This is a genomic window from Pseudomonas salicis (assembly GCF_057128705.1).
In genome coordinates, this window is sequence record NZ_JBSKHU010000001.1 from 1,243,344 (window position 1) to 1,268,416 (window position 25,073).

Consider the following 25,073-nt stretch of genomic DNA (forward strand, 5'->3'; position numbering starts at 1 on the left):
TCGCGAATTGGCGTTGCACTCGACACTGCTCTGTCGCCTGAAAGATCGTTTCGCGCATGAATCCGCTCCCACAGGGGACCTCGCTGGCTGTCCGAATGTCCTTCTGCCCTAACGCTGGACGCTACACCGGCGGCAAATTCGCCAGTATCAGCAACGCACCCATCACGGTGATCGCCCCGCCGATGCGGGTGGATATCTGTGCGAACGGCAGCAGTTGCATGCGGTTCGCGGCCGTCAGAATGGCGATGTCGCCGGTGCCGCCCAAGCCGCTGTGGCAGCCGTTGACGATGGCGGTCTCGATGGGAAACATACCCATTTTCCGGGCGATCACCAACCCTGTCAGCACCAGCGTCAACACGGTGGTGGTGATGGTCAGCACGTTGCCGATGTGGAACGCCGCCGTCAGTTCGCTCCAGTGAGTCACGGCGATGGAATTGGCGAAGAGCAGCGGGTACGTCACACAGGTGGTGAAGAACTTGAACAGCACCTGCGCCCCGGCTTCCAGCCGTTGCGGCACGGCGTTGCAGAGTTTCAGCAGCACCGCGATGAACAGCATGCACACCGGCCCCGGCAGGCCGAACAGCGCATGCAGCAGCACACCGGCCAGGTACAGCGTGATCGCGCACATGCCCGCCGCGATGACCTGATTGACCGTGTCGCTGTCGAAGCGCGTTTCCTTTTCCACGCCCGGTGCGGTGGCGTCCTGAGGCAGTTCGATCATCTGCAACCGCCCGTTACCGGTCAGGTGCGGAAAGCGTTTGCCCACCAGATCGAGGGCGCCGCACGCCATGATCGCCACGAGGTTGCCCAGCAGAATGATCGGCAGGAATTGCGCCAGTATCTTGCCGGAATCCATGCCAAGGATTTCGCCATACCCCACCGACAGCGGAATCGCGCCCTCGCCCAGCCCGCCACCCATCACCGGCACTATGACGAAGAACAACACCTGACGCAGTTCCAGCCCGCACAGCATGCCCACGGCGATCCCCGCGAGCAGCGCCAGCACCGAGCCCACCAGCAGCGGCACGAAAATCTTGGCGAAGCCTTTGATGATCAGGTTGCGGTCCATGGTGAAAATGCTGCCGACCACCACCGCCGAGACGAACAGATAAATGAAGTTGCTCGACTTGGTGAAGGTCGTGACCGGCGTGATGATGTCCTGGGGCACCCAGCCGAGGCTGACGATGTAGGACGGCAGGAACGCCGAGACAATCGCCGCGCCGCCGATCTTGCCGAAGAACGGCAGGCGCTTGCCCATCTCGCCACAGGTGGCGCCGCCCAGGCCGATGATCGCGATCATGGTCGGCAGGTCGGCCTTGATTTCCTTGGTCAGCAGCAACCCGGCCACCAGCCCCAACAGCAGCAGGTAGACCGGCAATGGAATGAAGCTGATGCGGATGTCCATCAGGCGCCAGAACAGCGCATTGCGGCGTGGCTCGGACCCGGCCACGGCGGGCCGTGCCAGCGATTCGGCGTTATGCATGGGGAAACCTCGTCTTCTTTTATTGTTGTAGAGCGGTGTTGCCGGGGGTGTCCAGAGATGTCAGTGGGTCAACAGCCCGGCCTGACGCGCCTGTTCCAGCACTTGCCGTGCGCGGATCACGAACGGCGCATCCACCATTTGCCCGTCAACCGTGTAAGCCCCGACGCCTGCCGCATCCGCTTCGTCGGCGGCTGTCACAAAACGCCGGGCGCGGTCGATCTCTTCGGCGGACGGCAGGAACGCTTCGTTCGCCAGGTCGATCTGCGTCGGGTGAATGCACGACTTGCCGGTGAAACCCAGCCGTCGGGCGTAACGGGCCTCTTCTTGATAGCCGTCCGGGTCCTTGATGGCCGCGAACGCCGCGTCGTAGGCGGCGACGTTTGCTTCCCCCGCCGCCATCCGAACGCTCAGTTGAAGCTGCCGGATGACGGCGGTGTCGCGACGGTCGATGCCCAACGGCTCCAACAGGTCGGCGAAACCCAGTTGCAGGCCCATGACTCTGGGGTGAGCACTGGCAATCTCGGCGGCCAGACGCAAGCCACGGGGGGATTCGATGTTGGCGAGGATGCGGATGTTGGCCGCTGACGCGTGCTGACGCTCCAGCCGCTCAAGGTCAGCCACCAGTTGCAAAATCTGCTCGGGGCTTTCGACTTTCGGCAGGTTGATGATGTCCAGCCGGGTGCCGACCAGTGCTTCAAGGTCGGCGGCGTAATGGGCCGAATCCTGACCGTTCACCCGGACGACGATGGTTTTCCCGGTCGTCGGCAGATGCGCCAGAAACCCCGCCAATTGCGCGCGGGCCTCGGACTTGGCGCTTTCGGCGACCGCGTCTTCCAGATCAAAGCTGACGCCGTCGGCGCGAGAGGACAGGGCTTTTTCGAAGAGTTCGGGACGGGAACCGGGGACAAACAGTTTGCTGCGCATGGGCGATTCACTCGATGACGACGGCGGCCGGGAAGGCATCGCAACGTCGCGCCGGATGACAGGACCACGCCCCATACCCGGCATTGTTCTTGGAAGCCAGGTGCATGGCCCCGGCGCTATTGAAAGCCGGGCCCATATTGCAAAAGCGCAAAAGCTAACTAAAGTGCGTATTTCTACGTTTAGAATCCAGAATTTTTAGACTATGGACACGCGCTACCTCGACAGCTTCCTTCAAGTCGCCCAACTCGGCTCCACCGCCGCTGCCGCGCGCAAACTCAACCTGACCCCCACCGCCGTGGCGCAACGGATCAAGGCGCTGGAGCACGAAATCGGCCAGCCCCTGCTCAGCCGCACCGGGCGCAACATGCAACTGACGGCCGCCGGTTCCGCGCTGTTGGGCCCCGCTCGTGAATTGCTGGTGCGCGCTCGCGATCTGCGCGCCATCGCCGCGCTGGACGCTGTCGCCGGAGAGCTGCGCATCGGCTGCATCACCACCGCCCTGGCCTATCTCGTCCCCGGCGTACTGGCGACGCTGATCGCCAATTACGAACACCTGCGCCCCCACGTGGAGCCGGCGTTTTCCACCGACCTGTACCGCAAGGTGCTGTCCGGCGAAACCGACATCGCGATGATGGTTGCGCCGCAATTCGAGCTGCCGAAAGAGTTCGTCTGGCGCCCGGTGCGCGACGAGCCGTTTGTGGTGCTTGCTCCCCGTCATCTCGCCGACGAGCACCCGCACAGCGTATTGCGCAGTCAGCCGTTCATTCGTTACCACCGCCGCTCCTGGGGCGGCGTGTTGGCGGACCGCTACTTGTTGCAGGCAGGCATTCAGCCCCAGGAGCGCTTCGAAATGGACGCGCTGGACGCCATCGCCGCGATGGTCAAGGGCAACCTCGGCGTATCCCTCGTGCCGCAGTGGCGACCGATGCACGCGCAGTTGGGTGAACTGGCACAGATCCCGTTGCCCGGCGCCGGGCTGTACCGACCGATTGGTCTGTTGTGGAAACGCAATTCGGCCAAGGAGCGTTTGATCGAGGTGTTCTGCAAGGTGTTGTTCGAGCAACTGAGCGCGCAATAAATCCATTTTTTATGGATTCTAAAGCTAGCTAAAACGCATTTTATTTCTCCATTGTGCTGACCAGAATGGCTCCCATGTGCTGCATCGGAGCCTGCGTTGCCCGTCCAGCGATAACAAGATCGGAGAAACCCATGTCGCACCCTCGCCCCTCCACCGGCCCGCTCGCCGGGATCACTGTCCTCGACCTCAGCGCTTACATTGCCGGCCCGTATGGCTGCTCCCTGCTGGCCGACCAAGGCGCGACGGTGATCAAGATCGAGCCGCCTACTGGCGACAACCTGCGCAAATACCCGTCCACGCTGGCGTCTGAAAGCCGCGCCTTTCTGGGCGTCAACCGCAGCAAATCCGGCGTGGTCCTGGACCTCAAATCCCCCGGTGGTCTGGATGCATTGTTGACCCTGGTACGTGAGGCCGATGTGCTGGTGCACAACTTCCGTCCCGGCGTCCCGACGCGGCTCGGCATTGACTACGAGCAGTTGAAAGCGGTCAACCCGCGACTGATTTATTGCGCGGTGACCGGTTATGGCGAAGAAGGTCCGCTCAAAGCCAAGGCCGGTTACGATCAGGTGCTGCAAACCATGACCGGCATGTGCGCGGCCCAGAGCAAGCCCGACGGCCCGCCTGAAATTCTTTACGGTTCAGTGGTCGATTACTACGCCGCGTCGCTGGTGGCAGGCGGTGTGTCCTCAGCATTGTTCGAACGCGAACGCACCGGACTGGGCCAGTCGGTGGGCGTGTCGCTGTTGCGCAGCGCGCTGGCGATGCAGTCCGCTCGGCTGATCTGGGCAGACAGCGAACCCCGCTCACTGGACCGCGACATGCGCTCCGGCGGCATCACCGGCATTCACCCGACTCGCGAAGGCTATTTGTACCTGTCGGCCAACACGCCGCATTTCTGGACCGCCTTGTGCGAGTTGACCGGGCTGGGGCATCTGGCGAACGACGAGCGTTTCAGCACCGTGCGCAACCGGGCGATTCATCACGAAATCATCGTCCCACAACTGCACGAAGCCCTTCAGCAGCACAGCGCGCTGGAATGGGAAACGCTTTTCGGCGAGGCCGTGCCGTGCGCCGCTGCGCGTCGGGTCGAGGACATGTTCGACCACCCGCAGTGCGAAGCGGAATCGCTGATCACCGAGTTCGAGCACCCTGCCGTGGGGCGCTATCAGGGCTTCACCCGCGCCGTGACCTTCAGCCGCACGCCCGGCTCCGAACCCTTCGCGGCACCGGTATTCGGCGCGGACTCGGATCGCGTGATGGCCGAGCATGGGTTTACCGATGAGCAGATTGCCCAGCTGCGGGCGAGCGGCGCCTTGCAATGATTCTGGACACTTGCACGACCTGATGTTCGCGCGCCCCTTTGTAGGAGTGAGCCTGCTCGCGATGGATCTACTGCCAGACACCGGAACATCCGGGTTGACGCCATCGCGAGCAAGCTCACTCCTACTGGACGTGTGTCTTCACAGCACCAAAGATTTCCCACAAACACAATAAAAGGGATCACCCCATGACCAGCACCACGCAACCCCTCCGTCTGCACGGAGGCCCTCGCACATGAACACGGCGATCACTGCCCCGCGCAGCCTGCGCACCCGTTTCACCGACAGCACGATCAGTCTGTTCGAACGGACCATTCCCGACCCGTTCGTGCTGGCGATTTTCATCACGTTCATCGTGGCCGTCGTTTCGTTGCTGGTGGCCCCGAACGCCTCTGTAGATGCGCTGTTGGGCGGCTGGTACAAGGGCTTTTGCAACATCTTCACGTTCGCGCTGCAGATCACGCTGGTGCTGGTGCTCGGCCATGCGCTGGCTCACGCGCCCATCGTGCAGCGTTTTTTCACTCGCCTCGTTGCCTTCGCACGCACCCCTGCGCAAGCCGGTGCGATGATTTTCCTGTGCGTGGCGATTACCTCGTTTTTCAACTGGGGCTTCGGATTAGTCCTCAGCGCCCTGCTCGCCCGGGAAATCGCCAAACGCATGCGTGTGGATTTTGCGTGGCTGGTCGCGGCGGGATTCTCGGGTTGGGTGGTCTGGGCAGGCGGCCTGTCCAGCTCCATCGTGCTGGCCCAGACCACACCGGGCAACCCGATGAACGTCGTGGAAAAACTCACCGGCCATGTCCTGAGCCTGGGAGACATGGTGTTCGTGCCGTACAACATGGTGCCGACCCTGGGGTTGCTGGTGATCATGCCGTTCGTCCTCGCGGCCCTGCGCCCCAAAGATGAAGACGCGGTGTGCCTGGACATCACCCAACACCCGGACCCGGAACCCGCAAAACGCCCCGAAGGCAAACGCAGCTTCGCGCAATTCCTCGAATATTCGCCGCTGGGCAGCGTGATCATGGGCGCGCTGGGCATTGCCATCGTCGCGTATTCGTTCACCGGGCATCTGCAATTGTCCGGGGTCAACGGCGTGATCGCGATCATGTTCACCCTCGGCATCATCCTGCACGGCTACCCGCTGGCTTACGCCAACGCGGTCAAGGGTGCGGCCAGACAGAGCGGCTCGATGATCCTGCAATACCCGCTTTACGGCGGGATCATGGGCATGATGGAGGCCACCGGTCTGCCGGGGGTGATCGCCAAGCTGTTCGTGGCGATTTCCACCACCCACACCCTGCCGTTCTGGAGCTACGTGTGTTCGCTGCTGGTCACCTTCCTGATTCCCAGCGGCGGCGGACACTGGGCGGTGCAAGGGCCGTTCGCGATTCCGGCGGCGGTCGAGTTGCACGCCTCGCTGGCCGCCACCACCATGGCAGTGGCCATGGGCGAACAGGTGTCGAACATGATGCAGCCATTCTGGGCCGCGCCGGTCGTGGCCATGGCGGGTGTCGGCGTGCAGCGGGTGCTGGGCTTTACCTTTGTCACCTTTCTGGTGGCGATGGTGGCGTACGGCGCGGCGTTGTTATTGCTGGTGTAAGACCGCACGACACGCGCCCCCCCCGTAGGAGCGAATTCATTCGCGAGACGTCGGTGCAGTCAATCGCAATTCATCGCCTGTCACGCCGTATCGCGAATGAATTCGCTCCTACAGAAATGGGTGTATACCCTGAAAGCGAGCCTGAAGAGCCAGGAATTTATGAAAACTGCTGACCTGAAACCACCCGCCAACAGCTGCGACGCGCACATCCATATCATCGACCCGCGCTTCGCCCCGGCTGACCCATCGACGCCGTCTGCCCACGGGCAATCGATCACCGACTACCACAAGGTTCGCGAATCCCTCGGCCTGCGTCGTGCGGTGATCGTGCAACCGAAGTATTACGCCACCGATAACCGCTGCACTCTGGACGCCATCGCACGCATGCGCGGGCAAGCGCGTGGCATTGCGGTGGTCGACACCCGCGTCACCGACAAAGAGCTGATCACACTGCATGAGGGCGGTATTCGCGGCCTGCGCTTCAGCCTGTGGAATGCGGGCAATCAGGTGGTCAGCGTCGAAATGATCAAGCCTTTGGCCGAGCGCGTTGCCGAGTTCGGCTGGCACCTGCAGATCCATATGGCGGCGCAGCAGATTCTTGAACAGCAAACGCTGCTGGCGACGCTGCCGGTACAGATCGTCTTCGATCACATGGGGCGGATGCCCGGAGGTTCCAACGCCAGCCACCCGGCCTTTCGGTTCATCGCGCGGCTGATCGACGCCGACAAAGCCTGGGTCAAGCTCAGCGGTCCCTACCTGAATACCGCGCAGGGCGGACCGCGTTACGCCGATGTGCGCTCGCTGGCCCAGGACTTTGCCACACTGGCACCGCAGCGCATGGTCTGGGGCAGCGACTGGCCCCACGTCACCGAAGCCCACAAACCCGATGACGCCGACCTGCTGGACCTGTTGCTGGACTGGACCGACAGCGACGCTGCGCGACAGGCCATTCTGGTGGACAACCCGGCGCAGCTTTATGGGTTTGATGAGTGAGAGGCATTTGTCACATCAGCGGCTCTCGACTGTGAGCGCGAGTTCATTCTGGGCGGCACTCGACGCGAAGTCGGCACATCCGATCCGTCAGTGTTGGATCGGCCTCCACATCGCGAATGAATTCGCTCCCACAGGTCGAGCGAGGCGCCTGAGGTTTTGTCAGTGCGCCAGCAATGCCGCCACGTAATCGACGAACGCCTGGGCCTTGACGCTGGTCATGCGCCCGGCCGGGAAGACGGCCCACAGGTCGATGGAGGGCAACGTCCAGTCGTCGAGCACGGTCACCACTTCGCCGCTGGCCAGCTCCGGAGCGAACATCCATTCCGAGGCCATGACCAGGCCGAGGTTGGCCTTGACCGCCGCCCTCACCCCTTCCGCTGCCGACACCCTCAGACGACCGGCCACCGAGGCGCTGAGCACTTCGTCGCCCTTGCGCATGGCCCAGGTATCGCCGCCCCCGCTGCGGTTGTAGATCACACCTTGATGGCTGACCAGGTCTCGCGGATGTTTTGGCACACCGTGGGATTCGAAGTACGCGGGGGTGGCGATGATCCGGCGACGCCCTTCGGCAATCTTCCTCGCCGTCATCGACGAGTCTTCCAGCGCGCCCATGCGCAACGACACGTCGATCCCCTCTTCGACCAGATCGACGCTGCGGTCATCCAGCACGACTTCGATGTTCAGTTGAGGATGCTGTTTGAGCAGCGGGCCGAGGTACGGCACCACGTGCAGGCTGGCAAAGGTCACTGCCGCGCTGACCCGCAACCGCCCGCTGAACCCGGCGCCCGCACCCTGCACGGCGGCATCGGCTTCGTTGGCCTGATCCACCGTGCGCCGCGCGGCCTCGTAATAGGTCTGTCCCGCTTCGGTGGGCGTCAGGCCGCGGGTGGTGCGCAATAACAGGCGCGTGCCGAGGGCCTCTTCCAGCGAGGCGATGGATTTGGAGACGGCAGGCTGACCGACGCCTAGCCGCTTGGCCGCCGTGGAGAACGAGCCGGTTTCCACGGCGCAGATAAAGGTTTCCATCGCGGCGAGACGGTCCATCGGGGTTCCTTGTCAGTCGAAGCAGTGCGCGCAGCATCGCCGATCATTCGACGGGCTGCAAAACCTGTGAACGCAAAAAAGCCGCCACACAGGGTGACGGCTCGCTATGCGCCGATGAATCAGCCGCGCAAGGCAGGCAACAAATCGGTCGGTTCAGGACGCTGGGTGTAATCCGGGTTGACCTCGGCGTATTTGATCAGCCCGTCCTGACCGATGACGAAGCGCGCAGGCATCGGCAGCACCCAGGCCGGGTCATCGTTGAAGGCCGGCAGGTCATTGCCGAAGCCTTTGTAGAGGTCGACCAGGTAGTCCGGCAGCGCGAAACGCAGGCCGAAAGCGTCCGCGACCTGGCTTTTTTCGTCGCTGAGGATCGGGAACGTCAGGTGGTTCTGGCGCACCGATTTGCGGCTGTTGGCTCTGATTTGCGGCGAGATCGCCACCAGGCTTGCGCCCAGCGCCTGGTACTCCGGCAGCGTCGCTTCGAGGGCTTGCAACTCCATGTTGCAGTAAGGGCACCAGACGCCACGATAAAAACTGATCACCAGCGGCCCCTTGGCGAGCAGCTCGGTGGAGGACACCGGGTTGCCGTCAGGATCGTTGAGGGTGAAGACCGGGGCCTTGTCGCCAACCTTCAGCGTTCGATCGGCCTGACCAGAGGCGATCAGTTCATCGGTGGCGCGCTTCATGATGACGTGCACCTGAGGCGGCGCGTTGTAAGGCGGTTTACCGGCGACGAAATCAGCTTTGAAGGCGTCGAGGGTGGCTTGCAGGGTCATGGCGGTAGTCCTTGTGAGTGATGAACATTGGGTGAGCTCATCCTCTCAAGTCGCGCCGAGGCCCAGTAGACAGGGCGTGGCGATAACAACTATGCCGTCCAGGAATGGGCCGTCAGTGTACGGCCCACGGTGTTGAACGTGGTCGATTCCTGCGGCTGACGGGGGTCCACACTTGCAGCGCTGGGGGTCCTCGGTGTTGCCCCACCCGACAGTTTTTCCCTTTTGCCATTGCAAAAACCTGTCACGGCACTGCAACCTCCGTGGATTCTTCGGCTCAGACTATTTCGAAACAGGCAAAATCGCGCATCATGGCCGCAGTCAGCTCAAGGGAGATCTTCATGCGCTTCACAACTTTCACGCGTCTTGCGGCCATTTCAGGGCTGCTGATGTTGACCGGGACGGCGCTGGCCAGCGAAGAAACGCAATTGATCCAGTCCATCAACACCTACCGCAGCGAGGCCCAGCCCTGCGCCAATGTCGTGTCTCAGGAGCTGCCGCCACTGAACACCGACCCGCGCCTGAACCTACCGGCCAGTGGCGCCGTGGACCTGCAACCGATGCTGGCCCGGGCCTCGTACCCGATGGTCTCCGTGCAGGCGATCAGCCTTTCCGGCCCCCGGGACGCGCAGTCGGCGATGAAAGCGATTCAGGAGAGTTTCTGTCAGGTGGTGCTCAACCCGCAGTTCGTCGACGTGGGCGTGAGCCGCAATGACCGCGACTGGCGCGTCGTGCTGGCCCGTCCTTTGCTGGCCGGTGGCCTGGGCAATTCACAGGCGGAAGGGCAAAAAATGCTCGGCCTGATCAACGCCGCCCGCAGCGTGCCTCACCAGTGTGGCGGCCAACCTTACGGCCCTGCTTCGGCGCTGACCTGGAACGACACCCTCGCAACGGCCGCCGAAGGTCACACGCGCTCCATGGCCAACAACAATTATTTCGACCACAAAGGCCGCAACGGTGGCACACCGGGTGACCGGGCGGAGTTGGCGGGTTACATCGGGCAGGCGATTGGCGAGAACATCGCGGCAGGCCAGGACAGCGCCCGCAAAGTGGTCGAAGGCTGGCTGGCCAGCCCCGGGCACTGCGCCAACATCATGAACCCCGCCTTCCGCGAACTCGGCGCCTCGTACGCAGTGGACCCGAAGAGCGACGCCGGGATTTACTGGACAGCGATGTTTGGGGTGCAACAGTAAAAAGCGTGATGCGTGCGGGGCTTTTGACTCTGGCCGAAGGTGTGCTGCTAGAGCGGGCGTGAACCTGATCGATCACTTTGCCTTGCCATCCTTCGGCTTGTAAAACAGAAACTTCCCGGTCTCGGCGGTGCGCAGGTATTCCGACGCCCACGCCGGTTTGACGTTGCGGTCGTGGAAATACATGGCGCCTTTGGTGCGGTCGGTGAGCTGCTGGTTCAGGGCCTTGCGGGCGATTTCCTTGGAGGCGGCGTAGCGGTCGTCTTCTTTTACCTGATCAGAACGCCCATCACACCACCAGGAAAACTGGCAGGCCTTCTTCTCGACGCCCTGCTTCACCACGCCGCAAATGGTGTCTGGATAACCCTCATGACCGAGGCGATTGAGCACCACGTCAGCCACGCCTTCCATATCAGCATCCGTGCCGCCCTTGGCTTCCCAATAGATGGTCCGCGACAGGCAGACCAGCGCGTCGTCCACTGACGCCACGCCCGCCGGGTCCACGGCCTGGGCTTCGGATTTGGTGATGATCTGACTGCTGGGCACCGCCGGGGTGGGGCCGTCTTTCTCGGCGGCTTTTTCTTCAAGAACCTGAGCTTTACTAACCACCGCCTGAGGCTCGGGCGTGGCTTCAGCGGCCACGGTCTGGCCGGCGAACATGATCGCGGTGAGACAGATCGAAAGGGAAAAGAGGCGCATCGTCGAACCTTCTGCTGAGGCCGATCGGTCCTGCACCCGCGTCACCGTCGATGGCCGTTTCCAAGGGCGCCCATCGGGTGAATCGGAACGTCGCAAGCTGTCGTCGACTGGTTATGGATTGTTAGGGGGTAGAGACGCCGGGGTACAACAGCAACCTTCAGCATAGCTCGCCGAAACAGCAGCATAGTGGCATTTTAACTTTACGCAATAGGCGCCGTGAGCCGGGGGTATTGACCTGTTTGCAGACCTTTGCGAAGCGCCCGAAACATGATCAGAACACGCACATTTTTTATGGGGCTGCGGTGGCTCGCACCAATGGCCGATCTGAGGTCACGCTGACAATCGCTGCCGTCGTGACCTCCAACGTCTCTTACAGGTGATGGGGTGTGCCGGGAAGTTTCGACCGACACATAACCTGTGGCATCTGCTGGAGGTGTGCGACCGTCGCGAATGCGGTAGGCCTACCTCGCCACCGCCGCCGCGCCGGACGCTTGAGCATTCGCTTCGGCTGCCAATTCCGTGTAATGCCGCCGATGAGCCAATGCCTGCCCCTGTTCATCGAACAAATGACACCGCGCACCCGACACCCCAATCGACAACGCCTGTCCGGCTTTGACCGAGGACAAACCGTCGCCCTTGATCATGAGGTCGCTGCCGTCGTCGGTTTCGGCGTGGGTGAAGGTTTCGCCGCCGAGGTGTTCGACGACCCTGGCGAGCGCAGGGATCTGCGCTTCGCCTGATCCTTGTTCGGACAGGTGTTCCGGCCGCAACCCCAGCGTCAGCGGGTCGCCGGGTTTGACGCCCTCGCCGTTGACCGGCACCCATAAGGTCCCGCCGCCTGGCAAATTCACCTGCACGCCGTCGGCGCTGACCGCTGCTGCCGAGACCAGGAGAAAGCTCATCTGCGGAGAGCCGATGAAGCCCGCGACGAAGCGGTTGCGCGGGTGGTGGTACAGCTCCAGCGGCGAACCGACCTGCTCGATGCCGCCCTTGTTCAGCACCACGATTTTGTCGGCCAGGGTCATGGCTTCGACCTGATCGTGGGTGACGTAGACCATGGTCGCCTGCAGGTCGGCGTGGAGTTTGGCGATCTCGATGCGCATCTGCACCCGCAGCGAAGCGTCGAGGTTGGAGAGCGGTTCGTCGAACAGGAACACCTCCGGCTCATGGACGATGGCGCGCCCGATGGCCACCCGCTGCCGTTGCCCGCCGGAGAGCGCCTTGGGTTTGCGGTCGAGCAAAGGTTCGAGCTGAAGGATACGGGCGGCGTTGCGCACTTTGGCTTCGATCTGGTCCTTGGGCAGTTTTTGCATCTTCAGGCCGAAGGCGATGTTGTCGTAGACCGACATGTGCGGGTACAGCGCGTAGGACTGGAACACCATGGCCACGCCGCGATCGGCCGGTTCCAGGTAGGTCACGTCTCGCGTGCCGATGCGAATCTGGCCCTGGGTGATGCTTTCCAGGCCCGCGATGCAGCGCAGCAAGGTCGATTTGCCACACCCGGACGGCCCGACGAAGACCACGAACTCGCGGCTTTCGATACTCAGGTGGATGTCATGCAACACCTTGATGTCGCCATAGGCTTTCTCGACGCCACTCAAACTGAGCTCAGTCAAAATCGTATCCCCTGAATTATTGTTGTTGTGGTCTTGGCAGCACCGATCAATTGTAGGAGTGAGCTTGCTCGCGATGGCGGACTGTCTGCCTCCATATTCATGACAGATAGAACGCCATCGCGAGCAAGCTCACTCCTACAGGTGCTTGTTCATTCCGGAACTTGACAGCCATTCATTTCGCTCTACGATCATTTGTAATTCTAAAAATACAAATGTCAAGGAGCACACCGAATGCGGGCTGCGTATATCCATGGCATCCGGGACATCCGCATCGGTGAAAAGCCCGTGCCGGTGCCGGTAGGCGACGAGGTGTTGCTGCGCGTGAGCGCGGTCGGCGTCTGCGGCAGCGACCTGCATTATTTCAAGGAAGGCGCCATCGGCCACGCCAAAATCACGCAGCCGTTCATCGCCGGGCATGAGTTCGCCGCTCGCGTCGTCGACGATCAACCCGCCCTCGGACTAAAGGCCGGCCAACTGGTGGCAGTCGATCCGGCCAAACCCTGCGGCCAATGCGAATGGTGCCATCGCGGCCACGTCAATCTTTGCCCCCACGTTCAATTCCTTGGCGCTCCCCCGCACACCCACGGCGCGATGACCGAATACATCGTCGTCTCGCCAAGTCAGATCTACGCCGTCCCTGACCATTTCACCCCGGTGCAGGCGGTGATGTTGGAGCCATTGGGCGTGGCGATTCACGCGATGGACCTGGCAGGCACGAAAAAACTCTTCGAAACCGTCGCCATCATCGGCTGCGGCCCCATTGGCCTGTGCCTGTTGCAACTGGCTCGACGGCTGTGCAAGAAAGCCATTTACGCCATCGACCCGATCAACTACCGCACTGAAAAAGCCCGGCAACTGGGCGCCGATGAGGTCGCCGCCGACCACGCTGCGATTGCCGAATGGACCCAGGGGCGTGGCGTCGATCTGGTGCTGGAAGCCACCAACTCCCCGGAAGGTTTTCAAATCGCCGCGCAGTCCGCGCGCATCGGCGGTCGCGTGGTGCTGGTGGGCATTCCCGATGGCGATCAATACACCCCGCTCAGCGCGTCGTTGCTGCGGCGCAAGGGGCTGGACATCCGCATGTCACGGCGCATGGGCCATGTGTACGACCGCGCGATTCAACTGGTGGCCCAAGGCGCGGTGGACGTGGATTGCCTCGTCACCCATCGCTTCGATCTGCAACAGGCGTCGGAAGCGTTCAGCTACCCCTCGGAATTTCTCGACGGCGCCTTGAAAACCATCGTGCTGCCGCACCCGGATTAGATGACTCAGACACGCGCATCTGCGCACAACGCGTACTCCTCATCCACAACAATAAAGAGGTCACGTCATGAAGAAGCTGGTATGGAACGCCCTGGCCCTGTCGATTGCGCTGGGGTCCGCCCTGGGTTCAAGCGCAGCGCAGGCCTGGACCCTCGAAGAAGCCTCAGCCCCTTACAAGGGCACGGAAATCAAGGCGATTTTCCTCGACCGTCCTGGTTACGCCGCCGCCATCAAACTGCTGCCGGAATTCGAGAAGAAAACCGGGATCAAGGTCAGCTACGAAACCATCCCCTACGAAAACAGCCGCGAGCGTCAGGTGCTGAGTTTCACGTCCGGCGAACAGCTGGACGTGGTGCTGACCGACGTCGTGTGGATCGGCGAATTCGCGGGCAACGGCTGGCTGGAACCGATCACCACCTTCACCAAGGACAGCAAGCTGGCGGACCCGGATTTGAAGCTCGACGGCTTCTTCCCGATCCTTCTCAAATCCTTCGGCGGCTGGGGTGATGAAACCTATGGCCTGCCCTTTGATAACTATTCGGGGCTGCTGTTTTACAACAAGTGCATGCTCAAGGACGCCGGGTTCGACAAGCCGCCTGCGACGTGGGAGGAAGTGCTCAAGGACTACGGGCCGAAGCTTACCGACAAGGCCAAGGATCGCTACGCCTACGCGCTGCAATCGCGACGCGGCGAGACGCAGTCGGCGGACAGTTTCATGCGTTTCCTCTGGCCGTTCGGCGGGTCGCTGCTGGACGCCAACTTCAAGTCCAACCTGAATTCGAAAGAGTCGCAACAAGGCCTGCAATTCCGTCAGGACCTGATGAAGTTCATGCCGCCGGGCATCGTCGATTACGACCACAACGAAGCGGTCAACGCCCTCGCCCAAGGCAAGGTGGCGATGATTACCGAGTGGTCGGCGTTCTACGGCACCCTGGCCGACCCGAGCAAATCCAAGATCACCGATTGCCTGGCCGTGGCCACCGAACCCAAAGGCCCGGCCGGTCTGAAGCCTGCACTGGGCGGTTTCTCGCTGGGGGTCAATTCCAAATCCGAGGACAAACAGAAAGCCGCCGCATGGCTGTTCATTCAGTGGGTGACGTCGGAAGCGATGGCCAAACCGTACCTGGAAGCGGGTGGCGTGAGTGGCCGGATGTCGGTCTACAAAGACCCGGACGTGCAGAAGAAGTACCCGTTCGTGCAGCCGATGGTGACCTCGTGGGAAGGCGGCGTGCCGGACTATCGCCCTCGTTTCCCGCAATGGCCTGAAGTGTCCGAAGTGGTGGGCGAAAACGGCACCGCGATCATGCTCGGCAAGTCGAGCGTGGCGGACGGCGCCAAGGCGATCGGGACCAAAATGGAGGACATCCTGAAGAAGGCCGGTTACTACGATGGCAAGGTCAAGCTGTTGAAGTAATGCTTCAACCCTGTAGGAGCCGGCTTGCTGGCGAAAGCGGTGTGTCAATCAACCTCGCGTCGCCTGACACGGCCCTTTCGCCAGCAAGCCGGCTCCTACAGGGAATGCGTGAGCTGCCTGCCCCAAGTTCGACCCGAGACCTATGACCATGTCCAAACACAAAAAACCGGTGTTCCCCACCCTGTGGAACAACACCCGTGCCGCCTTCTCCTTCCTCGCCCCCGCCACCGTGGCGCTGGCGTTGATCGGGATATTCCCGACGGTGTTCGCGCTGGTGAATTCCTTTCGCCAGTACAACCTCGCCCGTCCCAAGGACGCGACGCCGTTCATCGGTTTTGACAATTACCTCAACGTCCTCAACGACGCGTCGTTCTGGGCGGCGCTGGGGCGAACGGGGCTGTTCCTGATCACGGTCGTCCCGATTCAACTGGCACTCGGCCTGATCATCGCCCTGCTCCTGCACAAACCCGGCCTCTCAGGGTTCAAGCTGTTGGCTCGGATGAGCCTGGTGATCCCGTTGGCCACAGCACCTGCCGTCGCCGGGCTGATCGGGCGGCTGATTTTCAACCGTGATTTCGGTGTTGCCAATGCGCTGCTGGCGATGCTCAACGTCGGCCCCGTGGAATGGCTGGGCGACACCACCAACGCCTTTATCGCCGTGGCGCTGATGGACATCTGGCAATGGACGCCCTTCTGCGCCCTGGTGCTGCTCGCCGGGCTGACCATGGTGCCCAACGAGATCGAAGAAGCCGCGCGTCTCGAAACCCGCAGCCGCTGGCAGATCGTGCGCTATGTGCAGCTGCCATTTTTGCTGCCCAGCGCCACGGTGATCCTGATCCTGCGCACCGCCGACATCCTGAAAATGTTCGACACCGTGTTCACCATGACCCGTGGCGGCCCGGGCGCGGCCACCGAGCTGGTCAGCGTCTACATCCAGCGCATCGGCTTCCGGGTGTTCGATCAGGGCGTGGCGTCGGCGCAGGCGATTCTGCTGCTGATCCTGACCATCGTGCTGGCGCGGCTGTACATCAAATTCGTCTACCGGGAGATCTGACATGGCCACCATTTCCGCTGCAAAAGTCGTGGCCGCCCCCGTGCGGGTCAAACCGAAGATGAAGGTCAACGCCTGGCATTTGGTGGGCCTTCTGGCGATCTTTCTATTCGCGGTCTTCCCCTTCTACTGGATGGTCGCCACCAGCATGAAGACCCAAGCCGAAGCCCTCGCTTCACCGCCGATCTGGGCCTTCACCCCGCACCTTGATAACTACGTGAAAGTGCTGTTCGAGCGCGACGTGCTGCACAGCCTCGGCAATTCAGTGATCGTCGCGGCGTGCACCACGGTACTGTCGGTCGGCCTCGGCACCCCGGCGGCGTACGCCTTGGCGCGCTTTGAATTCAAAGGCAAGGAAGACCTGTGGTTCTGGTTTATCACCAACCGCATGCTCAGCCCGATTGTCGTGGCGCTGCCGATTTTTCTCATGGCGCGCAACCTCAGCCTGATCGACACCCACCTCGTGCTGATTCTGGTCTACCTGACATTCAACCTGCCCATCGTGGTGTGGATCTGCACCGATCAGTTTCGCGGCGTACCGAAGGACCTCGACGAAGCGGCGCGACTGTCCGGCGCCTCGCGCTTCACGATCTTCTGGCGCATCGCGCTGCCGCTGGCGATGCCGGGGGTCGCGGTGTCGGCAATCTTCTCGTTCATTTTCTCGTGGAACGAGCTGTTATATGCGCTGGTGCTGACCCGCAACGCCGCCCGCACCGCGCCGGTCACGGCCACCAGTTTCATGAGCGGCTACGATTTGCCCTGGGGTGAGATCATGGCCACCGGCACGCTAATCGTGTTCCCGGTGATCATTTTCGCGTTGATGGTTTCAAAGCATCTGGTACAAGGTCTGACCATGGGCGCCGTAAAGTAGGCGCGTCGCTTCCCGCGCCAAGGACACTGCCGTGCAGAACCGCTATCCCGAGTTCTCCCCCGACACCGACCCGGTGAACGCGGAGGACCAACTGAACATCCGTATCGCCTGGTACTACTACGTCAACAACATGACCCAGCAGCAGATCGCCGACCGCCTCGGCATCACCCGTCTGCGGGTCAACAAGGCCCTCGCCACCTGCCGCGAAACCGGTGTGGTGCAGATCCGCATCAACTCGCCGCTGGCGTCGTGCATCGCGCTGGAAGACCAGTTGCAGGAGCGGTTCGGGCTGGAACGCGTGACCGTTGTACCCTCCCCTGACGACCCGTCGACCATCTTTCGCGTGCTTGGCGTCGGGGTGGCGCCGAGCATCGAGGAATACCTCGTCGACGGCTCGATCATCGCGGTCGGTTGGGGTCGCACGCTGCGTCAGGCGGTGCGTGAACTGCAAGGCCGCACGCTGCCGAACATGACCGTGGTGTCGCTGCTCGGCGGTTTGCATTACGGCTCGGCGAACAACACCGTGGAAATCGCGTCGAGCCTGGCCACGCTGTTCGGCGGCTCCTATTACTACCTCGCGGCGCCGCTGTTCGCGCCGTCCGAACAATACCGCAGCATGATCCTCGAAGAAGCCTCGGTGCAGGACGTGTTGGGCAAGGCGCGCCAGGCCGATCTGGCATTGCTGACCGTGGGGGATTTGAGCGAACGCTCGTTGATGCTCGAACTGGGCCTGGTCAACCCGGAAGACGCCCGCTCCCTGCGCGCTGCCGGTGCGGTGGGCGATTTGCTGGGCCGTTGGCTTGACCGCGACGGCATCGAGGTCAACCACCCGCTGAACCGACGCGCCATCTCGCTGGACCCCGATGACCTGCGCAAGATCAAAAAAGTGGTGCTGGTGTCGGGCGGTCCGTACAAGGCGGAAATCATTCGCGCCGTGCTGCTGCGCAACGTGGTCCATGAACTGGTCATCGACGAAAGCGCTGCCCTGGAATTGCTGGCCCAAGACAACTGACCATTCGCAGGCGCTCACTCGTCAGACGGCAAAACACGGTAGGAGCGAATTCATTCGCGAAGGTGGGTCAGGCAACACAGCTCTGACGACCGAACGGGTTTTTCGTCGGAATGCCGCCCAGAATGAATTCGCTCCCACAGGTTTGGCCGCTTAAATGAATCAGTGAATCACTTTATCTTTGATGAGAGCGCACACCATGGCCACCCACGATTTCCTCGGCAAACGCATTCTGGTCCCCGGCGCGGGCAAGGGCATTGGTCGCGAGACCGTGCAGTGGCTGACCCGCTGCGGCGCGGAGGTGATTGCCTTGGGGCGCAACCCGGATGACCTCGCCTACTGCGAACAAACGCTGGTGGTGGACCTCGCTGATGCAGCCGCCACACAGGCTGCTGTGACGACGATGCTGCCCATCGACCTACTGGTGAACTGCGCCGGGGTCGTGGAGCTGGAGTCGGTCCTCGACACCTCGGTCGAGACCTTCGATCACCTGATGGCGGTCAACACCCGGGCGCCGATGGTCATCGCCCAGGTCGTGGCCCGCGATTTGATCAGGCGCGGCGTGCCGGGGGCCATCGTCAACGTGTCGAGCCTGGCCGCAGCGGTGGGCACGCGCGATCACCTCGCCTATTGCGCGTCGAAAGCGGCGCTGGATGCCATGACGCGGGTGATGGCCGTGGAGTTGGGGCCCCACGGGATTCGGGTCAACAGCGTCAACCCGGTGGTAACGCTGACGCCGATGGCCGAAAAAGCCTGGAGCGACCCGGCCAAGTCCGCGTCGATGCTGTCGCGTATTCCGCTGGGGCGTTTCGTTCAGCCCAGTGAAATCGCATCGACCATTGCCTTCCTGCTGAGCGACGACGCGGCGATGATCAACGGCGTGACGCTGACCGTGGACGGCGGTTTCAGCGCGGGTTGAAACGTGAACCGAGCTGGGCCAGACGCGGGTACAAATCCCGCAGGCGGGGATAGAGTTCGCTGTACAGCGCCAATAGCTCGCGATGGAATTCCCGCAGCGCCGGGTTGGGCAGAAAAGTCTCGCCGTCCTGAGTCATGACCTGTGCGGCGCTGGCGAAATCTTCGTACCAACCCGCTCCGACCGCCGCCGCAATGCCTGCGCCCAGACTTGATGCTTCTTGCGTCGTGGCGCGAATTACCGGCCTGTCGGTAATGTCGGCGATGATCTGGCACCACAAGCGGCTCGCAGCGCCTCCGCCAATGGCGACGAAGGTGTTCACCGGCTCGCCGGTCGCCTGCACCATGTGTTGAGTGGCGACGGCCTGTTCCAGCGCGATGCCTTCCAGCACGGCGCGGTAGATCTCCGCGCGGCCGTGGTCCGGCGACAACCCCAGCAGACAACCCCGTGCGTCCTGATCCCAGTAAGGGTTCATCACACCGTTCCAATACGGCAACAGCATCAGACCCGCGCTGCCAGGGGCCACTCGCGACGCTTCGATTTCCAGACGGATCAAGCTGTCGGGCTGGGCCACGACGTCGATCTCGAAAAACTGTTTGAGCAGGCTGTTGATCAGCAAGGTGCCGGAGCGCAGCGAGGTTTCCAGCACGTAGCCTTGGCGATCGATGGCGCACAACGTACGAAAGGCGTCGTGGACGCGAGGCGTTTCGGCGTAAACACCGGAGACGATGGCCGTGCCCAGATTCAGGTAAGCCGTGCCTGCGCTGACCACCCCAATCCCCAACCCGCCCGCCTGACCGTCGCCGCCGCCTGCCACAACGGGCGTACCGGCGGGCAGACCGGTGAGGGTTTCGGCGTGGTCCGTGACAGTGCCCAGCACCGAGCCGGGGGCAAATGCCTTGGGGAAGCATGGGGTCGTTAGCGGGATCGGCAATGCGCTGAGCACGTCGTCCGCCCAACGATGTTGGTGAATGTCGAAGGCGCCAAACGGGTCGGCGCTGGCCCAACTGGTGACGAACTCGCCGGTGAGTTTGCGCACCAGCCAGGCGTGAGGTTCGTAGACGTGGCGAATCTGCCGGAACCGCTCGGGTTCTGCGTCGGCCAGCCACGCCAGGCTGTAAATGGCTGGTGCCCAATCGTGAGGTTTACCGGTGATGCTGTGCAGACGTTCGTGCCCAACGCGATGACAGAGCGCCGCGACCTCGTCCTTGCGACGCTCGTCGAGCCAGAGAATGGCGGGCCGCAGCAGGCGATCCTCGGCGTCAGTGACGGCCACGGTTTCCCGTTGATTGACGATGGAAACGGCCGCGATGGCCGAGCCTTCGACCAACCGCATCAGCGCGGTGACCGCCTGTTGCGTGGCCCGCCACCAGTCTTCCGGGTCCTGCTCGTACGCATTGGGCGCCGGTCGCGACAGCCCCAACGGCGCCCGCGCCTGCGCCACCAACACGCCCCGCGCATCCCAGGCAATGGCCTTGCAGGTGGTCGTGCTCAGATCGATACCGATAACCAGCTTATGCATGCGCGCCCTGCCCCATCACCGTCCGTGACCGCCTGAAGTCGAAGGGCAAGATTAGTTCAGGATGTGTGGCGTTGTCTGGTCGGCGTGATGCCCCTATGGCCGTTCGGCATGAGCCCGATGGCGTTCACAAGGCCCCAGGGTGGGCTTTCATGCCGAAGATCGAAGCCCCTCTTCAGCCAGCCACTCCCCCTGTGGGAGCGAATTCATTCGCGAATCGTCGGCCCAGGTGCTGCATCTTCTTTGCCTGAAAGTCCGCTTTCGCGAATGAATTCGCTCCCACAGTTAGAGTCTTCGGCCAGTCAGAAATATTTCCGCAGCATTCGCGATGTCAACAACGAGCACCACCTCCCTATCAGGCAAAACACCGCCCCCCCCTGTGGAGCGAATTCATTCTGGGCGGCATTCCGACGAAGATGCCGGTACGGCTGATACATCTCCGTCGTCTGATACATCTTTCGCGAATGAATTCGCTCCCACAGTGAAGATCGCGCCGTCCCTACTTTCTTCATCCAGCCCGTCAGACCCACATGCAATCCCACAGCGGATAGTCTCCAACACGCTGAACCAAACCGGCCCTGACCAGGTTCAGCATGATGTATCGTGCGGCAGCCTTCAGATCCTCGTCATACCGCAGCGCCCGCTCGTGATAACCCTGTTGCCAGACCCTGCCTCGGCGGTGAGTCGCTCGATTCACAGCGATCGCGCTTCTCGCCTTGACCTGCTTTACCAATTGATCCAGTGATCCGCTTTTTAGCTCCGCTAGCCAGTGAATGTGATCAGGCATCACCACCCACGCCACCGAAGCCGCGATCTCCTCTCGGTCAGCGCGGCGAAACTCATCCACCACCAGACGCCCCAGGCAAAAACGCGAAAAAAACGGATGACGCCCTTAAGTGGCCGAGGTGATCAAATACACCCTGCCGGTTTCGGAAAATCGCCCTGAGCGAAGACGATGGGATTGCGATGGGTTAAGCACGCTCGACCTCTGATAGTGATTAGTACCTACTCACCCTAGTCGTGCGTGTGAAGATCGTACGCTTCGGTATTTCTCCAAATATGAACATCGCCAACCGCATAGACCCCGCTGACTCAAGTCGCACACCGTCCCCCCCTGTGGGAGCGAATTCATTCTGGGCGGCATTCCGACGAGAGGCCGGTGCGGCCGATACATCTCCATCGTCTGATACATCTTTCGCGAATGAATTCGCTCCTACAGAGAACCCCCACTGAACGAGGCAGCGGCTTGTGCGCATTGCTCCGTTGACAATGCCCGCCCGCTCATCAAGTCTTGCGCTGCCCATCACTCAGGAGTCGTCATGGCCAGCAAAGAAGAGATTGCGGCGTTTATCGCGCAGGAGTTTCCGCAGACGCGGATCGTGGTCGAGGCGGTTGGGGAGAAGACCGCGACGGTTTCTCAGGCGGTCGATGAGTCGGACTTGCGGCCCGGTGGGACGGTGTCGGGGCCGACGTTGATGGCGGTGGCGGATGTGGCGCTGTACGTCGCGGTGTTGGGCGCGATTGGCATCGTGCCGTTGGCGGTGACCACCAGTCTGACGATCAATTTCCTGCGTAAACCCGAGGCCGGGCGGCGGATCGTGGCCGAGTGTCAGTTGCTGAAGGTCGGCAAGACCCTGGCCATTGGTGAGGTGTCGCTGTATTCCGAGGGGCTGCCGGACGCAGTCGCCCATGTGGTCGGGACCTACGCGATCCCGCCCACACGTCCGGCCTGAGCCGTTACACGACTTCCGTTCAAAACTTCCAGCGAGCGTTGATCACCGCGTTGCGCGGGTCGCCGTAGGACCCCGAGTTGAACGTGCCCAGCCCGTCGTAATACTTCTTGTCGAACAGGTTGTTCACGTTCAAACCCACGCTCAGGTGCGAGTCGACTTCATAGTTGGCCAGCAACCCGACCACACCAAACGGCCGTTGATGGGCTTTAGTGCCAAAGTCTTCGTTGACTGCGTAAATGTCGCTCTGCCAAGTCATGTTGCCGCCCACCGTCAGCTTGTTCAGTTCGCCCGGCAGGCGATAGGTGGTGCCGAGTTTGAACAGGTTCATCGGCTGGTTGGTTTCGACGCGATTGTCATCCTTGTCGTGGGATTCGCGGTAGGTGTAGCCGCCGATGACGTTCCACCCCGGCAGCACTTCGCCGGAGATTTCCGTCTCGATGCCCCGCGTGGTGGTGCCGCTGATGGCCTCATACACCTCACGGCCGTCTTCGCCGGTGTCGACGAATTGCGGCGTGTTCTTCTGCTTCACCTCGAACAGCGCAATGCTCGCGTTCAGCGCGCCGTCGTAGAACGAGCCCTTGAGGCCCACCTCGTAGTTGTCGCCTTCGAGTGGTTTGAGCGAGGTGTTGCTCGCCGTTTTGTAGAAGGTCTGCGGCAGGAAGATGCTGGTCCAGCTGGCGTAGACCGAGTAGGTGTCGTTCAGGTCGTAGATGACGCCCGCGTACGGCGTGACCACGCCCGTCTTTTTGGTGCGGTCACGGCTGGTGGATTCGCCGGTGAAGTCGTCGCTGCTGTCGTCCTTTTCAGTCCACGAACTGACCCGCGTGCCGAGGATCACCGACAGCGCATCCGTCGGTTTCAAGCGCACGGCCCCGTAGACGCCGTTCTGGCTCAGGCGCGTCAGGTTCTCACCGGTTTTGCCCAGGTGCGGCTTGCCACCGGGGTTGCCATCGTAGGTGTAAATATTGTCGACCGAGGGCGTTGCACGCTCATAGTCCGGGTAGTTGAGGTGGGTGTACGCCACGTTGGCGCCGAACACCAGCTCATGCTCGCGGCCACCCAGTTCAAACGGCCCGGTGACGTACAGGTCGCCGTTGTCCTGGGTCTGGTAGCTGTCCAGCCGGTTAACGTACATGCGCACGCCGCCACCGGTTTCGAAATCCGGCGCACCGGCACTGGCCGAGCCGACCACGCCGTGACGGTAGCCGTACTGATGGGTGTAGGCGGCTTTGAGCGTCCAGTCGTTGGCGAGTTTCTGTTCCAGCACGGTGCTGAAGTTGTACTGCGTGTTGTCCAGGTAGCTCCATTTCGCGCCGGGGTTGAACGAACGGGAAAAATGGGTCGCGGTGCCGTTGCTGTTGAACAGCGGGATATGGCCGAAGCTGACGCCGTCGGAGTCGTTATTCTGGTAATCGAGGCTGAAGCGCAGCAGCGTGTCTTCGCTCAGGTCCACGTCCACCGCGCCGTACATCACGCGTTTCTCAGTCTTGTACGCGTCGATGAAGGAACCAGCGGTTTGATACACGCTGACCAGCCGCCCCCGCACGTTGCCGCTGTCGGTCAACGGCCCCGCCACATCGGCCTCGGCGCGGTAGCGGTCCCAGGCACCGGCCTCGCCGTACACATAGCCCTGAAACTCCGAGGTCGGGCGTTTGCGAATCAGGTTCAGCGTCGCCGAAGGCGTGCCCGCCCCGCTCAACAGGCCGGTCGCGCCGCGCACGACTTCCACGCGGTCGTAAATCGCCATGTCCGCGAGGGTGCTGGTGTACTGCTGGGATTCGTTGGCGGTCTGCGATGGAATGCCGTCGTATTCGAAGTTTTGAATCTGGAAGCCGCGCGAATAGAAGGTGTAGCGATCACTGTCGCGGTGGTTGCTGGACAGGCCCGGCGTGAACTTGACCACGTCATCCAGCGACGCCAAGTGGTGATCGGTCATGACCTGACGCGGGATCACGGTGACCGACTGCGGCGTCTCTTTCAGCGACAGCCCCATCTTGGTGGCGGTACTGGTCTGGCGCGGGGTATAGGTGCCAGTGTTCTCGGTGGTCTCATCGATTCCCGCGCCGACGACGCTGGTGGCGCCGAGTTGCAGGGCCGAGGTTTTCTCGGCGCGGTACAGCACGTAAACACCCTGAGCGCCGGGGGTGGCGATCAGGTCAGAACCTGCGAGCAACGCCGCAAAACCCTGATCGACGCTGTACGTGCCGTTGAGCCCGGCGCTTTGCTTGCCATCGGTCAACCCGGCCTGAAACGACAGCACCACGCCCGCTTCATTGGCGAAACGCCCCAACACTGCGCCCAGCGACCCCGGTGCGATGGCGTAGTTTTTCTGCACGCTGGCCGCCTGCGCGTACGCCCCACCCAGTAAGATTGGCTCCAGCCACGCGAGCGAAGCCCCGAGCACAACGAGTCTCAAGGTGTTGCGCGGGGTGAAGGCAAAGGGATTTCGGCTGGCGGGTTTTGACGGGGTGCGCATGCTGGCTCCTGATGCCCTGTTCGGGCGTTGTAAGGGTTTCTTACAAGGAGTCGCGCGAGCCTGCGCAAATCGACAATGCCACCCTGAAAAAAAGTCAAAAAA

The 25,073-nt window shown here is 62.1% G+C and carries 20 protein-coding genes and 1 pseudogene; 12 read left to right on the top strand and 9 right to left on the bottom strand.

Going from position 1 to position 25,073, the window contains the following annotated elements; genetic code table 11:
* Positions 1 to 121: 121 nt before the first annotated feature.
* Positions 122 to 1,483, bottom strand: a complete 1,362-nt coding sequence (locus tag ACWKWE_RS05705; protein ID WP_218576380.1) for a 2-hydroxycarboxylate transporter family protein — start codon at positions 1,481 to 1,483, stop codon at positions 122 to 124.
* A gap of 60 nt (positions 1,484 to 1,543) precedes the next feature.
* Positions 1,544 to 2,407 (bottom strand): HpcH/HpaI aldolase/citrate lyase family protein, encoded by an 864-nt coding sequence (locus ACWKWE_RS05710; protein ID WP_483849927.1) that lies wholly within the window; start codon positions 2,405 to 2,407, stop codon positions 1,544 to 1,546.
* A 202-nt stretch (positions 2,408 to 2,609) separates the two neighbouring features.
* On the opposite strand from ACWKWE_RS05710, the gene ACWKWE_RS05715 reads away from it, so the two are divergent.
* The 4 genes from ACWKWE_RS05715 (at position 2,610) to ACWKWE_RS05730 (ending at position 7,397) form a co-directional block, all read left to right on the top strand.
* Positions 2,610 to 3,485: a LysR substrate-binding domain-containing protein gene (locus tag ACWKWE_RS05715; RefSeq protein WP_483849928.1), complete on the top strand. Its 876-nt coding sequence runs from the start codon at positions 2,610 to 2,612 to the stop codon at positions 3,483 to 3,485.
* A gap of 131 nt (positions 3,486 to 3,616) precedes the next feature.
* Positions 3,617 to 4,807, top strand: coding sequence for a CaiB/BaiF CoA transferase family protein (locus ACWKWE_RS05720; protein WP_483849929.1), 1,191 nt, complete (start codon positions 3,617 to 3,619; stop codon positions 4,805 to 4,807).
* Between the two features lie 232 nt (positions 4,808 to 5,039).
* Entirely contained in the window at positions 5,040 to 6,404 is a 1,365-nt protein-coding gene (locus tag ACWKWE_RS05725) for a short-chain fatty acid transporter (RefSeq protein ID WP_166597667.1), read from the top strand.
* A 159-nt stretch (positions 6,405 to 6,563) separates the two neighbouring features.
* Positions 6,564 to 7,397 carry an amidohydrolase family protein gene (locus ACWKWE_RS05730; RefSeq protein ID WP_483849930.1) on the top strand — a complete coding sequence of 278 codons (834 nt, stop codon included), beginning with the start codon at positions 6,564 to 6,566 and terminating at the stop codon, positions 7,395 to 7,397.
* A 159-nt stretch (positions 7,398 to 7,556) separates the two neighbouring features.
* On the opposite strand, the gene ACWKWE_RS05735 is transcribed toward ACWKWE_RS05730, so the two are convergent.
* Both ACWKWE_RS05735 and ACWKWE_RS05740 read right to left on the bottom strand, forming a co-directional pair.
* Positions 7,557 to 8,441 (bottom strand): LysR family transcriptional regulator, encoded by an 885-nt coding sequence (locus tag ACWKWE_RS05735; protein WP_483849931.1) that lies wholly within the window; start codon positions 8,439 to 8,441, stop codon positions 7,557 to 7,559.
* A gap of 119 nt (positions 8,442 to 8,560) precedes the next feature.
* Positions 8,561 to 9,217, bottom strand: a complete 657-nt coding sequence (locus tag ACWKWE_RS05740) for a peroxiredoxin-like family protein (RefSeq protein WP_166597664.1) — start codon at positions 9,215 to 9,217, stop codon at positions 8,561 to 8,563.
* A gap of 338 nt (positions 9,218 to 9,555) precedes the next feature.
* On the opposite strand from ACWKWE_RS05740, the gene ACWKWE_RS05745 reads away from it, so the two are divergent.
* Positions 9,556 to 10,407, top strand: coding sequence for a CAP domain-containing protein (locus ACWKWE_RS05745; RefSeq protein WP_341958414.1), 852 nt, complete (start codon positions 9,556 to 9,558; stop codon positions 10,405 to 10,407).
* 72 nt (positions 10,408 to 10,479) lie between these two features.
* Here the strand turns inward: ACWKWE_RS05745 and ACWKWE_RS05750 are convergent, their stop codons facing one another.
* The gene (locus tag ACWKWE_RS05750; RefSeq protein ID WP_341964563.1) at positions 10,480 to 11,064 is read right to left on the bottom strand and encodes a cell wall hydrolase; all 585 of its coding nucleotides are present in this window, start codon (positions 11,062 to 11,064) and stop codon (positions 10,480 to 10,482) included.
* A 500-nt stretch (positions 11,065 to 11,564) separates the two neighbouring features.
* Positions 11,565 to 12,719: an ABC transporter ATP-binding protein gene (locus ACWKWE_RS05755; protein ID WP_166597661.1), complete on the bottom strand. Its 1,155-nt coding sequence runs from the start codon at positions 12,717 to 12,719 to the stop codon at positions 11,565 to 11,567.
* A gap of 231 nt (positions 12,720 to 12,950) precedes the next feature.
* Here ACWKWE_RS05755 and ACWKWE_RS05760 point away from each other — a divergent pair, with 231 nt between their 5' ends.
* The 6 genes from ACWKWE_RS05760 (at position 12,951) to ACWKWE_RS05785 (ending at position 19,246) form a co-directional block, all read left to right on the top strand.
* Positions 12,951 to 13,982, top strand: coding sequence for a zinc-dependent alcohol dehydrogenase (locus ACWKWE_RS05760; protein ID WP_166597660.1), 1,032 nt, complete (start codon positions 12,951 to 12,953; stop codon positions 13,980 to 13,982).
* A 67-nt stretch (positions 13,983 to 14,049) separates the two neighbouring features.
* Complete coding sequence (locus tag ACWKWE_RS05765; protein ID WP_166597659.1) at positions 14,050 to 15,396, top strand: ABC transporter substrate-binding protein; 1,347 nt, start codon at positions 14,050 to 14,052, stop codon at positions 15,394 to 15,396.
* Between the two features lie 148 nt (positions 15,397 to 15,544).
* A complete protein-coding gene (locus tag ACWKWE_RS05770; RefSeq protein ID WP_166597658.1) occupies positions 15,545 to 16,450 on the top strand; it encodes a carbohydrate ABC transporter permease in 906 nt (301 codons plus the stop codon).
* 1 nt (position 16,451) lies between these two features.
* Positions 16,452 to 17,318, top strand: coding sequence for a carbohydrate ABC transporter permease (locus ACWKWE_RS05775; RefSeq protein ID WP_483849932.1), 867 nt, complete (start codon positions 16,452 to 16,454; stop codon positions 17,316 to 17,318).
* Positions 17,319 to 17,349: 31 nt separating this feature from the next.
* Positions 17,350 to 18,330, top strand: coding sequence for a sugar-binding domain-containing protein (locus tag ACWKWE_RS05780; RefSeq protein ID WP_166597657.1), 981 nt, complete (start codon positions 17,350 to 17,352; stop codon positions 18,328 to 18,330).
* Positions 18,331 to 18,526: 196 nt separating this feature from the next.
* Positions 18,527 to 19,246 carry an SDR family oxidoreductase gene (locus ACWKWE_RS05785; RefSeq protein WP_483849933.1) on the top strand — a complete coding sequence of 240 codons (720 nt, stop codon included), beginning with the start codon at positions 18,527 to 18,529 and terminating at the stop codon, positions 19,244 to 19,246.
* Here the strand turns inward: ACWKWE_RS05785 and ACWKWE_RS05790 are convergent.
* Together ACWKWE_RS05790 and ACWKWE_RS05795 are read right to left on the bottom strand one after the other, a co-directional pair.
* Entirely contained in the window at positions 19,233 to 20,765 is a 1,533-nt protein-coding gene (locus tag ACWKWE_RS05790) for a xylulokinase (RefSeq protein ID WP_483849934.1), read from the bottom strand. The genes ACWKWE_RS05785 and ACWKWE_RS05790 overlap by 14 nt on opposite strands.
* Before the next feature lie 517 nt (positions 20,766 to 21,282).
* A pseudogene (locus ACWKWE_RS05795) lies at positions 21,283 to 21,741 on the bottom strand (REP-associated tyrosine transposase).
* Positions 21,742 to 22,081: 340 nt separating this feature from the next.
* Between ACWKWE_RS05795 and ACWKWE_RS05800 the strand changes: the two are divergent.
* Positions 22,082 to 22,495, top strand: coding sequence for a PaaI family thioesterase (locus ACWKWE_RS05800; protein WP_483849935.1), 414 nt, complete (start codon positions 22,082 to 22,084; stop codon positions 22,493 to 22,495).
* A gap of 19 nt (positions 22,496 to 22,514) precedes the next feature.
* Here ACWKWE_RS05800 and ACWKWE_RS05805 read toward each other — a convergent pair whose 3' ends face one another.
* Positions 22,515 to 24,971 (bottom strand): TonB-dependent siderophore receptor, encoded by a 2,457-nt coding sequence (locus tag ACWKWE_RS05805; protein ID WP_483849936.1) that lies wholly within the window; start codon positions 24,969 to 24,971, stop codon positions 22,515 to 22,517.
* Between the last annotated feature and the right edge of the window lie 102 nt (positions 24,972 to 25,073).